This window comes from Streptomyces sp. NPDC107654 (assembly GCF_055639035.1).
This window is the reverse complement of the sequence record NZ_JBVKBI010000004.1, coordinates 113,034-124,937: the sequence shown is the minus strand read 5'-3', so window position 1 is coordinate 124,937 and position 11,904 is coordinate 113,034. Positions and strand designations below refer to the sequence as shown.

Genomic DNA, 11,904 nt, shown 5'->3' with positions numbered 1-11,904 from the left:
CATGAGCACTGCACAGGAAACCGTCGAGTACGCCGCCGAAGAAGCCCCGCGCCTGCGCTGGGCCGAGCACACCCCCGAGGTCTACAAGGCGATGATCCGCCTGGACAGCGCGGCCCGGCAGGGCCTGGACCCCACGCTGTACGAGCTGGTGAAGATCCGCGCCTCGCAGCTCAACCACTGCGCGTTCTGCCTCGACATGCACACCAAGGACGCCCTCGCGGCCGGGGAGAGCGTCGAGCGGATCGTGCAGCTGAGCGCGTGGCAGGAGTCGCGGCACTTCTACACGGAGAAGGAGCTGGCGGCGATCGAGCTGACCGAGGCGGTCACCGTGCTGACCGACGGGTTCGTCCCGGACGAGGTGTACGACAGGGCCGCCGAGCACTTCGAGGAGGAGGAGCTGGCCCGGCTGGTCGCCGCGATCACCGTGATCAACGCCTGGAACCGGTTCGGCGTGACCTTCCGGATGACGCCGGGGCACTACCAGCCCGGGCAGCACAAGTGAGCAAGGCCGAGGCGTTCCGCGCGCTGCACCAGGGGCGGACGCCCGACGACCCCCTGGTCCTGCCGGGGCCCTGGGACGCGGCCAGCGCGCGGGTGTTCGCCGCCGCCGGGTACCCGGCGCTGGCCACGCCGAGCGCGGGGGTGGCCGCCTCGCTCGGGTACGAGGACGGGGCGACCCCCGCCGACGAGATGTTCGCGGCGATCGCCCGGATCACACGGGCCGTGGACGTGCCGGTGTCGGCGGACGTCGAGGGCGGATTCGGGCTCGCGCCGAAGGAGCTGGTCGAGCGGCTGCTGGAGGCGGGGGCCGTGGGCTGCAACCTCGAGGACTCGGAGAACGGGGGTGTCCTCAAGGACCCGCACGCACACGCCGAGTTCCTCGCCGAGGTACGGGCCGCCGCCGGCGACCGGTTGTTCGTCAACGCCCGCGTGGACACCTTCGTGCACGGCGACGGCGATCCCGAACGGGCCGTCGAACGCGCCGCGTCGTACGTCGCGGCGGGCGCGGACTGCGTCTATCCGATCCTCGCGCCGCCCGCCGTACTGCCCCTGCTGCGGGCCGGGATCCAGGGCCCGCTGAACGCGCTGGCCCGCCTGGACGGGGACGGCCCCGGGCCCGCCGCGCTCGGCGGGCTCGGGGCCACCCGGATCACCTTCGGGCCGGGCCTCCAGCGGCGGGCCGCGGCCGCCCTGCGGGAGATCGCCGGCGGGCTCACGCCCTGAGCGGGCTCAGGACAGCCACTTCTTCCACACGCCGGGGTGGCTGTCCACCCACTTCTTCGCCGCCTCCTGCGGGTCCAGCTTCTGCTGAGCGATCATCAGGGAGACCTCGTTCTGGTCCTCCGTCGTCCACCGGAACCTCTTCAGGAAGGCAGCGGCCTTCCCGCCGGACTTCGCGAAGTCGGCGTTGAGGTACTTCTGCAGCGGGGTGTGCGGGTAGGAGCAGGCGACCTTCGCCGCGTCCGCGTCGCAGCCGTCCTTGTACGGCGGCAGCTTCACCTCGGTCATCGGCACCTTCTCGAACAGCCACTGGGGTGAGTACCAGTAGGTCAGGAAGGGCTTCTTGTCCTTCGCGAACTGCTTCATCTGCGTGATCTGGGCCGCCTCGGAGCCGGCGAAGACGACCTGGTAGTCCAGCTTCAGGTTCTTCACCAGCGCCTTGTCGTTGGTGACGTAGGACGGGGAGCCGTCCATCAGCTGGCCCTTGCCGCCGCTCTCCGCGGTGCGGAACAGCGGGGCGTACTTGTTCAGGTTCCGCCAGTCCGTGATGTCCGGGTGCTGCTTGGCGAGGTACGTCGGCACGAACCAGCCGATGTGGCCGGTCACCCCGAGGTCGCCGCCGCGCGTGATCGTCTTCTTGTCGGTGACGTACCGCTTCTCCTGGTCCGGGTGGCCCCAGTCCTCCAGGAGGGCGTCGACCCGGCCCTGGCTGAGCGCGTCCCAGGCGGGCACCTCGTCGACCTGGACGGTGTCGACGCGGTAGCCGAGCTTGTGCTCCAGGATGTACTGGGCGACGGCCGTGTTGGACTGCGCGCCCACCCAGGACTGCACGGACAGGGTGACGGTCTTGGAGCCGTGCGCGTTCGCGAACGGGCTGGCCTGCTTGGTCATGTCGGCGGCGCCGCAGCCGGTGGCCAGGGCCAGGACGGCGACGGCGGCCGGGACGGTCGTACGAAGGCGCATGTCAGGCTCCCTTCCCCGGACGGTGCCCGGTCGGCTGGGTCACCCGGTCCAGCATCAGGCCCAGGCAGACGATGGCGGCACCGGCGACCAGGCCGGTCGCGAGGTCGCCCTGGGCGAGGCCGAAGGCGACGTCGTAGCCGAGGGCGCCGCCGCCGACCAGACCGCCGATGATGACCACGGCGAGGACCAGGACGACACCCTGGTTGACGGCGAGCAGCAACGACCGCCTGGCCAGCGGGAGCTGGACCTGCCACAGCTGCTGGCGGCCGGTCGCGCCGAGCGAGCGCGCGGACTCCAGCGCGGCCTGGTCGACCTGGCGCAGGCCCTGCGCGGTGATCCGGACGACGGCCGGGAGGGCGTAGACGACGGCCGCGGCGACGGCCGGGGCGCGGCCGACGCCGAACAGCGCGACGACCGGGATCAGGTACACGAACTGCGGCATGGTCTGGAAGACGTCCAGGACCGGGCGCAGGGCGCGTTCGACGCGGTCGCTGCGGGCGGCGGCGATGCCCGTGGCGAAGCCCAGCACGAGGGTGACGGCGACGGCGGCCAGCACCTGGGAGAGGGTGTCGAGCGACGGCTCCCACACGCCGAGCACGCCGATCGCGGCCATGGCGAGGACGGCGGTCAGCGCGGTGCGCCAGGTGCCGATCAGCCAGGCCAGGGCGGCGACGATGAGCAGCACCGACCACCAGGGCAGCCACTGCAGACCGTCGCGGACGGGGTCCAGGACCCAGGTGGTGAAGTGGCCCGCCCAGTCCGCGGTGCCGCCGATCACGGGGACACCGGAGTACAGGTGGCCGGTCATCCAGTCGACGGCCCGGTTGACCGGCCCGGCGATGTCCAGCGTGCCGCCGGCGGGCCAGTCGAGGGCGCCGAGGAGGCGGGTGGCGAGGGCGACGGCCACGGTGACGGCGAGGGCGTACGGCCAGCCGATGGTGCGGGAGCGGGTCCCGCCGTCCCCGGCCGCCGCGGTCACGCGGTCCAGGACCACCGCGAGCAGCACGATCGGGATGCCGGCCGCGAGGGCCGCGCCGACGTCGACCGAGGCGAGGGCCTGGTAGACGCGGTCACCGAGGCCTCCGGCGCCGATGACGGCGGCGATCACGGCCATGGACAGCGCCATCATGATCGTCTGGTTGAGGCCGAGGAGGAGTTCCTTGCGGGCCAGCGGGATACGGGCGGTCAGCAGCCGCTGGCGGCGGGTGGCACCGAGCGACTCCACGGCCTCCAGGACTTCGGGGTCGGCGCCGCGCAGGCCGAGCGCGGTGAGGCGGGCCATCGGCGGGGCGGCGTAGACGACGGTGGCGAGGACGGCCGCGGGGACGCCGATGCCGAAGACCAGGACGACGGGGAGGAGGTAGGCGAAGGCCGGGAGCACCTGCATGGTGTCCAGCACCGGGCGCAGGGCGCGGTCGAGACGGTCGGAGAGGCCGGCGCCGAGGCCGAGGAGGGCGCCCACGGCGACGGAGGCGAGGACCGCCACGACCATCAGCGCGAGGGTCTGCATCGTCGGCACCCACATGCCGAGGGCTCCGCAGGCCAGGAAGGCGACGGCCGTGCCGGCGGCCAGGCGGACCCCGGCGACGCGCCAGGCGAGCAGGGCGGCGAACGCGGTCACGCCCGCCCAGCCCGCGGCGAGGAGGGTGAGGTAGACCACGCGGACGGCCCAGATCACGGCGTTGCTGACGTAGCCGAAGAAGTACAGGAACAGCGGGTGGCTGTCCCGGTTGTCGATGACCCAGTCGCTGGCCGTGGAGAGGGGCTTGTCGAGGTGGACGGTGAGGGCGTGGGGCCAGCCGGCGCCGGGCCAGTGGCCGGACGCCCAGGGGGCCAGCACCGCGGCGAGGAGGGCGAGCAGGAGGAGCTTGCCCGCGGCCCGGCTCCTCAGGACGCGGGGGGCGCGGACCTTCGCGGTCGGGACGGTGAGCGTTGCCATCAGACGGCCTCCCGGGTGGTGCGGGGGCCGGGAGGGGTGGCGGCGCGACGGCCCGTGGCCGCGCCGGGTGCGGCGGGTGCGGCGGGTGCCTCCGGTGCGGCCGGTGTGCCGTCCGCGGTCGCGGGGGCGTCGGCGTCCGGCGCCACCGCACCGGCCTCGCCCGTGGCCACGGCGTCCACGTCCACGCCTGCCACCACGCCCAGCAGCTGCTCGTGGTCCACCACACCGAGGCAGCGGCCCTCGTTCATGACGCGGGCGGGGGCGCCGGAGCGGGCCACGGCCTCGATGGCCTCGGCGACCGTGGCCTCGGGGCGTACGGCGGGGCCGTTGCCCATCTCGTCGGCCGACGCCGGGCGCATGGCCGTACCGACCGTCAGCACCTGCTCGCGCGGCACGTCCCGGACGAACTCACGGACGTAGTCGTCGGCCGGGTTGCCGACGATCTCCTCGGGGGTGCCGAGCTGGACCACCCGGCCGTCGCGCATGAGGGCGATGCGGTCGCCGAGTTTGAGGGCCTCGCTGAGGTCGTGGGTGATGAAGACCATCGTGCGGCCCTCTTCCCGGTGCAGGCGGGTCACCTCGTCCTGCATGTCGCGCCGGATGAGGGGGTCGAGGGCGCTGAACGGCTCGTCGAAGAGGAGGACCTCCGGGTCCACGGCGAGGGCGCGGGCGAGGCCCACCCGCTGGCGCTGGCCGCCGGAGAGCTGACCGGGGCGGCGCTTCTCCATGCCTTCGAGGCCGACCTTGGCGACGAACTCGGCGGCCCGCTCACGGCGTTCCGACCTGCCGACGCCCTGGATCTCCAGGCCGTAGGCGACGTTGTCGAGGACCGTGCGGTGCGGGAGCAGGCCGAAGTGCTGGAAGACCATCGCGGCCCGGTGCCGGCGCAGCTCGCGCAGCCGTCCCCGGTCCATCGCGCGGACGTCCTCGCCGTCGATGGAGATGGTGCCCGCGGTCGGCTCGATCAGCCGGGTCAGGCAGCGGACGAGGGTGGACTTGCCGGAGCCGGACAGGCCCATGACGACGAAGACCTCGCCTTTGCGGACGTCGAAGGAGACGTCCCGGACGGCGGCCGTGCAGCCGGTGCGGGAGCGGAGGTCGGCGGCAGAGAGCGCGGCCAGCTCGGGGTCGGCCGGGACACGCTCCGGCTTCGGGCCGAACACCTTCCACAGCCCGGACACCGAGAAGACGGGGTCGCCGGCGCTGGTGGGCGGCTTGCGCGTGGGGACGGTGAGAGTCATCGGGGATCGCCTCCGATCAGGTCGACGGCCTTCTCCCCGACCATGAGCACCCCGATCATCGGGTTCACGGCGGTCATGGTGGGGAAGACGGACGCGTCGGCGATGCGAATGCCGTCGAGACCGCGGATCCTCAGTTCCGGGTCGACCACGGCGTGTTCGTCGTCGGCGGCGCCCATCCTGCAGGTGCCGGCCGGGTGGTAGACGGTGTGCGCGACCTTGCGGGCGTACTCGCTCAGCTCGGCGTCGCCGACGGCCTCCGGGCCGGGGCACACCTCGCGCTTGAGCCAGCCGGCCAGCGGCTCGGTCTTCGCTATCTCACGGGCGATGCGGATGCCGTCGACCAGGGTCCGGGCGTCGTAGTCGTCCTCGTCGGTGAAGTAGCGGAAGTCCAGGGCCGGCTTGACGGAGGGGTCCGCGCTGGTGAGGTACAGGCGGCCGCGGCTCTTGGGCTTGGGGATGTTGGGGGTCATGGAGACACCGAACTCCGGCCGCTCGTAGCCCAGTCGCTCCGGGTTGTCGGTGAACGGGATCTGGTAGAAGTGGAACATCAGGTCCGGGCCCGGGTGCTCGGGGTCCCGCTGGACGAACAGGCCCGCGTCGGAGTCCATCGCGGAGTTCTCCGGGATGGGGCCGTGGGTCTCCCAGACGATGACCGACTCGGGGTGGTCGAGCAGGTTCTCGCCGACGCCGGGCAGGTCGTGGACGACGGGGATGCCGAGCGCTTCGAGGTCCCGGCGCGGGCCGATGCCCGAGTGGAGCAGCAGCCGCGGGGAGTCGACGGCGCCGGCGCACAGCACGACCTCGCTGCGGGCGCGGACCAGCAGCTCCTCGCCGTCCTTGGTGCGCACGTGGACGCCCTCGGCGCGGGTGCCGTCCAGCTCCAGCCGGTACGCCCAGGTCTCCAGCAGGATCGTCAGGTTGGGGCGCTCGTCCATCACCGGGTGCAGGTAGGCCACGGAGGCGGAGGACCGCTTGTTGTTCTCGGGGTGGTAGGCCAGGTCGAAGAAGCCGACGCCCTCGGTGAACGGCTTGCGGTTGAAGCCCTCGACCCTGGGTACCCCGAGTGCCGACCGGGCGGCGTCGACGAAGTCGCGGGCGATGGCGTTCCGGTCCTTCTCGTCGACGGAGACGATGTTGTTCTTCAGACGGGCGAAGTAGGCCTCCATGGGGACGGCGCCCCAGCCCTTGGCGCCGGCGGCCTCCCACTCGTCCCAGTCCGAGGGCAGGGGCTTGAAGGAGATGAGGGTGTTGTGCGAGGAGCAGCCGCCGAGGACGCGGGCGCGGCTGTGCCGGATGTGGGAGTTGCCCCGGGGCTGCTCGACCGTGGGGTAGTCGTAGTCGAGTTCGCCGCCGAGCAGGCCCATCCAGCGGCGCAGGGTGAGGACGTCGTCGCGGCCGACGTCGCTCGGGCCGCCCTCGATGACGGCGACGGTGACGTCCGGGTTCTCGGTGAGGCGGGAGGCAATGACGGAGCCGGCGGTGCCGCCGCCGACGACGACGTAGTCGTAGACGTGCTCGCGGGGGGTGTGGGACATGGGGGTACTACTCCAGGAGGCTCTTCTGGGGGCGGTGGGCTCTTCCGGCCGCCGGGGCCCGGGGATCGGCCGGTACCGGTGGTCGCGGGGGCCCGGGGATCAGCCGGCGAACCAGCGGACGGGCTTCGGGGCGAGGTTCTGGTAGACGTGCTTGGTCTCCCGGTACTCGGCGAGCCCGGCGGGACCCAGTTCGCGCCCGGTGCCGCTCTTGCCGAAGCCGCCCCACTCCGCCTGCGGCAGGTAGGGGTGGAAGTCGTTGATCCAGACGGTGCCGTGCCGCAGCCGGGCGGCGACCCTGCGGGCCTTGGAGGCGTCGGCGCTCCACACGGCGCCCGCGAGGCCGTACTCGGTGTCGTTGGCCAGCGCGACCGCCTCCTCCTCGGTCCGGAAGGTCTCGACGGTGAGGACCGGGCCGAAGACCTCCTCGCGGACCACCCGCATCTCGCGGTGGCAGGCGTCGAGGACGGTCGGCTCGTAGAACCAGCCGGACTCCGGCCGCACGTCGGAGGGTTCGGGCCGCTTGCCGCCGCAGCGGAGCACGGCACCCTCCGCGAGCGCGGAGGCGACGTACGCCTCGACCTTGGCGCGCTGCTGTTCGGAGACGAGGGGGCCGCACTCGACGCCGTCCTCGGTGCTGCGGCCGAGCCTGATCCGCTGGGCGCGCCGGGCGAGTTCGGTGACGAAGCGCTCCCTGACGGACTCCTCGACGATGAGGCGGGCGCCGGCCGAGCAGACCTGGCCGCTGTGGATGAAGGCCGCGTTGAGGGCCTGGTCGACGGCGGTGTCGAAGCCCTCGTCGGTGGCGCAGGCGTCGGCGAAGACGACGTTGGGGTTCTTGCCGCCGAGTTCGAGCGCGACCTTCTTGACGGTGGGCGCGGCGGCCTGGGCCACCTTGGTGCCGCTGGCCAGGCCGCCGGTGAAGGAGACCAGGTCGACGTCGGGGTGCTCGGCGAGCCGGGCGCCGACGGTGTGGCCGGGGCCGGTGACGAGGTTGGCCACACCCGCGGGCAGGCCGGCCTCGGCGAGCAGTCCGATCAGGGCGATCGTCGTCATCGGGGTGATCTCGCTGGGCTTGATCACGAAGGTGTTGCCGGCGGCGAGCGCCGGGGCGATCTTCCAGCTGGCCTGGAGCAGCGGGTAGTTCCAGGGGGTGATCAGCGCGCAGACGCCGACCGGTTCGTGGACGACCACGCTGTGGATGTCCGGCGAGCCCGCGTCGACGACCCGGCCGGGTGCCTCGGCGGCGACCAGGTCGGCGAAGTAGCGGAAGGCGTCGGCGACGCAGTCGATGTCGACGCGGCCCTCCTCGACGGTCTTGCCCGCGTCCCGGCTCTCCAGCAGGCCGAGTTCCTCGCGGTCGCGCACCAGGAGGTCGGCGACGCGGCGCAGCAGCGCGGCGCGTTCGGCGACCGGGGTGCCGGGCCAGGGGCCGTGGTCGAAGGCCTGCCGGGCGGCGGCCACCGCACGCTCGGCGTCCTTCTCGTCGCCCTCGGCGACCACGGCGAACGGCCGGGCGTCCGCGGGGTCGAGGATCTCCCGGGTCGCGCCGGAGACCGCCGTGAGCCACTCGCCGCCCGCGTGGATGGTCGCCTGGACCTGTCGTTCCGTTCTGTCCGCCATGATCGGTGTTGCCTTCCGTTCCTGTTCCGTGCCCTTACGTGACAGGGGTGCCTCGCGTGGGGACCGTCGCCGCCTGCCCAGGCCCTTCGCGTTGCATGCGGAATCGGTGGCCGAAAGTGCGCTGCGTCACTGAAAATGCGGGAGAAATCGGGCGAAATTACGCTGTAGAGGGGCGCTTGCGGCGATCACGGAGGTGCGGGATGGCCCGGAGATCCCTGATCTGCGCGGGGGTGAGCGTGCTTCTGGCCCTCTCCCCGGCCCTGGGCACGGCGGCCGCGGCGGATGACAGCGGTGATCCCCAGGCCCGTGCACTCGGCCGGGAGGCGCAGCGGAACCTGCGGGACGCCGACTCGCTCCGGCTGACGCTGACGGACCGGACCGCGTCCGGCAGCCGCGACAAGCTCGCCTGGATGGACATGACCCTGGACCGCCGGGGCGACTGCGTCGCCTCCTTCCGGATGGGCGCGAAGGGCGGCACCTTCGACATCGTCAAGCGCGGCGACGAGGTGTGGATGAAGGCCGACCGGAACTACTGGAAGTCCCAGCTGCCGGGCGACGAGAGCGAGGCGGCCGACCTCGTCCACGACCGCTACGTGCACGGCACCACGAACGAGAGCGCCTTCAAGGGCTTCGCCGACGCCTGCGACCTGAAGGCCTTCCAGAGGGACGTCACCGTGGACGTGACCTCCAGCGACGGACGGACCACGCTCGACGGCACGGACGTGTACCGGCTGCGCGGCGAGGAGGAGGGCGTCCCGACCACGGTGTTCATCACGGTGGACCGCCCGCACCTGCTGATCAGGTCCGACCAGAAGGGCGACGGCACCGACAGGACGGCGGGCGTCTCCGGCTACGGCAAGCCGGTGCCGTCCGGCACCCCCGGTCCGCGTGAGTCGGTGGACCTCTCGGACCTGGAGAAGGAGTCAGGACAGCCGGGCTGACTCGTCCCGCATCAACTCCCGTACGCAGTCGCGCAGCCAGGCATGGGCCGGGTCGGCGTCGTGGCGCGGATGCCAGGCGAAACCGAGCCGGACCGACGGCAGCCGGAGCGGGATCTCGAACGCGACCAGGCCGAGCATGTCGGCCAGCGGACGGCCCCACCGGCTGACCAGCCCGATCAGATCGGTCTCGCGCAGCACGAACAGCGAGGCCGGGTAGGTGCCGACGCTGCCCACCACCCGCCGCTCCAGGCCCAGTTCGGCGAGGGCGTCGTCGATCGGCCCGTGCTGCCTGCCACGCCGGGACACGACGAGGTGCCCGGCCGCCCCGGCGAACCGCTCGGGCGTCACCTCACCCTCCAGCAGCGGATGTCCGGCGCGGACGACGCCGAGCATGCGGTCCTCGTACACCGTCTCCACCCGCACCTCGGGCGCGGCCGTGTCGATCACCCCGACCTCCAGGTCGGCGGTGCCCTGGCGCAGGAACGGCGCGTCCACGTGGCTCTCGCTCAGGAAGCGCAGGCGGATGCCGGGTGCCTCGCGGGCGGCGCGGGCGAAGAGGGCGGCGCCATGGGTGGCGGCGATGGCGTCGTGGCCCATGATCGTGAAGGTGCGGGTCACCTCGCGCAGGTCGGTGTCACGGCCCGGTGCGAACAGGGCGCGGGCCCGCTCCACTACCGCGCTGACCTCGGCGCGTACGGCGAGCGCGCGCGGGGTCGGCACCATCCGCCGGCCGGCGCGGACCAGCACCGGATCGCCGAGCGCCCTGCGGATCCGGCCGAGGGTGCGGCTCATCGCCGGCTCGGACAGGTGCAGCCGCCGGGCGGCGCCCTGCACGCTCTCCTCCTCCAGCAGCACGTCCAGCGCGACCAGCAGGTTCAGGTCCAGGCCCGTGGATTGCGTCATGTGCAGGTGTTCCTTGCGAAGGTTGCACTGGAAAGCAGGTCAGGGGCGAGCCTACGGTGAGAGCGCATCCCACACCACTTCCAAGCTCCGGGGGAGGAGCCGTGCCCGCGCACGCCCTGAAACGCTCGACCCTGCTGACCCTGTGCGCCTGTGTGCTGGTCGCGCAGAGCATGGTCGCCGCCATCAACCTGCTGATCCCGCAGCTGGCCTCGTCCGGTCTGCACCCCTCGCACACCCAGGTCCTGTGGACGGTCGACGCCTACGTCATCGTCTTCGCGGGCCTGCTGATCCCGGCGGGCGCGCTCGGCGACCGGTACGGCCGCAAGGGCGCCCTGCTGTGCGGTCTGGCCCTTTTCGCCGCGGGCGCCACGACCAGCGCGCTCGCGGCCGGACCGGCGCTGCTGATCGCCGGCCGGGGCGTGTCCGGGGCCGGGGCCGCGCTGATCACCCCGGCGACGATGTCGATCCTGGTGCGGCTGGCCGGACCCGAGCGGCGGGCCCAGGCGATGGCGTCCTGGACGCTGGCCATCGGGCTGGGCGGCATGGCCGGCAACCTGGGCGGCGGTCTGGTCGGCCAGTACCTGTCCTGGCGGGCGCTGTTCGCCGCGATGGTGCCGCTGGCGGCCGTGCTCGCCGCCGCGGTCGCGGTGACCACCCCGCGCACCGGCCGCTCCGCGCAGGGCAGCCCGGACCCGGTCGGCACCCTGCTGCTCACCGCGGGCCTGGTCGCCGTGCTGTTCGGCATCATCGAGGGCCCCGGCCGGGGCTGGGCCTCGGCGCGCATCCTCACCGCGTTCGGGGCGGGCGCGCTGCTGGTGGCGGCGTTCACCGTCCACGCCCTGCGCTCCCGCGCCCCGCTGTTCGACCCGCGCGTCTTCCGTGCCGCCGGGCTGCGCGCGAGCACGCTGGGCCTGGCGACCGGCTTCTTCGGCCTGTTCGCGCTGTTCTTCGTCAACTCGCAGTACCTCCAGGAGGTCAAGGGTTTTGGACCCGCGCTCACCGGGGTCGCGATCGTGCCGCTGATCGTCGGCATGGCCCTGGTGCCGAAGTTCGCGGCCCGCTGGTCGGCGCGTCCGCGTCCGGTCGTCGGCGCCGGGCTGGCGCTGATCGGCCTCGGCCTGCTCGCCGCGTCCACGGCGGACGCGGGCACCCCCTACCCGCTGTACGCCTGCTGGCTGCTGGTCATCTCGGCCGGCACCGGCCTGGCCATGCCCGCCCTCACCCTGGGCGTGGTGGTCTCGCTCCCGCCGCACCAGGCGGGCCTCGGCTCCGGGCTCGGCACTTCGGCGCGGGAGATCGGTGCCGCCCTCGGTGTCGCCGTCGCGGGTACGGCGCTGGCGGGCCACGCCGACTTCGCGGGCGGGATGGGGCCCGCGCTGCGGACGGTCGGCGTGGTGGTCCTGCTGGCGACGGCCCTGGTGGTGGCCGGCTTCCGCCCGGCCGCCCGCCGCACGTCCCCTACGGCTTCGGGGGCGCCGGCGGTCAAGGAGCCGGCGGCCTGAACCCGTCGGCGGGTCCCGGCCGGCACCGCAGAATGCGGA

At 73.2% G+C, this 11,904-nt stretch carries 10 protein-coding genes; 4 read left to right on the top strand and 6 right to left on the bottom strand.

Annotated elements, in window-relative coordinates; genetic code table 11:
- Window position 1: 1 nt before the first annotated feature.
- Both ACZ7N4_RS08800 and ACZ7N4_RS08795 read left to right on the top strand, forming a co-directional pair.
- Entirely contained in the window at window positions 2-502 is a 501-nt protein-coding gene (locus ACZ7N4_RS08800; protein WP_471355346.1) for a carboxymuconolactone decarboxylase family protein, read from the top strand.
- A complete protein-coding gene (locus ACZ7N4_RS08795) occupies window positions 499-1,224 on the top strand; it encodes an isocitrate lyase/PEP mutase family protein (protein ID WP_471355342.1) in 726 nt (241 codons plus the stop codon). Before ACZ7N4_RS08800 ends, ACZ7N4_RS08795 begins: the two co-directional genes overlap by 4 nt.
- Before the next feature lie 6 nt (window positions 1,225-1,230).
- Here the strand turns inward: ACZ7N4_RS08795 and ACZ7N4_RS08790 are convergent, their stop codons facing one another.
- The 5 genes from ACZ7N4_RS08790 to ACZ7N4_RS08770 form a co-directional block, all read right to left on the bottom strand.
- A complete protein-coding gene (locus tag ACZ7N4_RS08790) occupies window positions 1,231-2,184 on the bottom strand; it encodes an ABC transporter substrate-binding protein (protein ID WP_471355340.1) in 954 nt (317 codons plus the stop codon).
- A 1-nt stretch (window position 2,185) separates the two neighbouring features.
- Window positions 2,186-4,123: an ABC transporter permease gene (locus tag ACZ7N4_RS08785; RefSeq protein WP_471355337.1), complete on the bottom strand. Its 1,938-nt coding sequence runs from the start codon at window positions 4,121-4,123 to the stop codon at window positions 2,186-2,188.
- Window positions 4,123-5,364: a quaternary amine ABC transporter ATP-binding protein gene (locus ACZ7N4_RS08780; RefSeq protein ID WP_471355335.1), complete on the bottom strand. Its 1,242-nt coding sequence runs from the start codon at window positions 5,362-5,364 to the stop codon at window positions 4,123-4,125. Before ACZ7N4_RS08780 ends, ACZ7N4_RS08785 begins: the two co-directional genes overlap by 1 nt.
- On the bottom strand, window positions 5,361-6,899 hold the full coding sequence (locus ACZ7N4_RS08775; protein WP_471355332.1) for a GMC family oxidoreductase: 1,539 nt from the start codon (window positions 6,897-6,899) through the stop codon (window positions 5,361-5,363). The genes ACZ7N4_RS08780 and ACZ7N4_RS08775 overlap by 4 nt, the downstream gene beginning before the upstream one ends.
- 99 nt (window positions 6,900-6,998) lie before the next feature.
- Entirely contained in the window at window positions 6,999-8,519 is a 1,521-nt protein-coding gene (locus ACZ7N4_RS08770; protein ID WP_471355330.1) for an aldehyde dehydrogenase family protein, read from the bottom strand.
- Window positions 8,520-8,719: 200 nt separating this feature from the next.
- Here ACZ7N4_RS08770 and ACZ7N4_RS08765 point away from each other — a divergent pair, with 200 nt between their 5' ends.
- Window positions 8,720-9,460: a hypothetical protein gene (locus ACZ7N4_RS08765; protein ID WP_471355328.1), complete on the top strand. Its 741-nt coding sequence runs from the start codon at window positions 8,720-8,722 to the stop codon at window positions 9,458-9,460.
- On the opposite strand, the gene ACZ7N4_RS08760 is transcribed toward ACZ7N4_RS08765, so the two are convergent.
- Complete coding sequence (locus tag ACZ7N4_RS08760; RefSeq protein WP_471355326.1) at window positions 9,443-10,363, bottom strand: LysR family transcriptional regulator; 921 nt, start codon at window positions 10,361-10,363, stop codon at window positions 9,443-9,445. The two genes, ACZ7N4_RS08765 and ACZ7N4_RS08760, sit on opposite strands and share 18 nt — an antisense overlap.
- 101 nt (window positions 10,364-10,464) lie before the next feature.
- Here ACZ7N4_RS08760 and ACZ7N4_RS08755 point away from each other — a divergent pair, with 101 nt between their 5' ends.
- Window positions 10,465-11,865, top strand: coding sequence for an MFS transporter (locus tag ACZ7N4_RS08755; protein WP_471355324.1), 1,401 nt, complete (start codon window positions 10,465-10,467; stop codon window positions 11,863-11,865).
- Window positions 11,866-11,904: the final 39 nt, after the last annotated feature.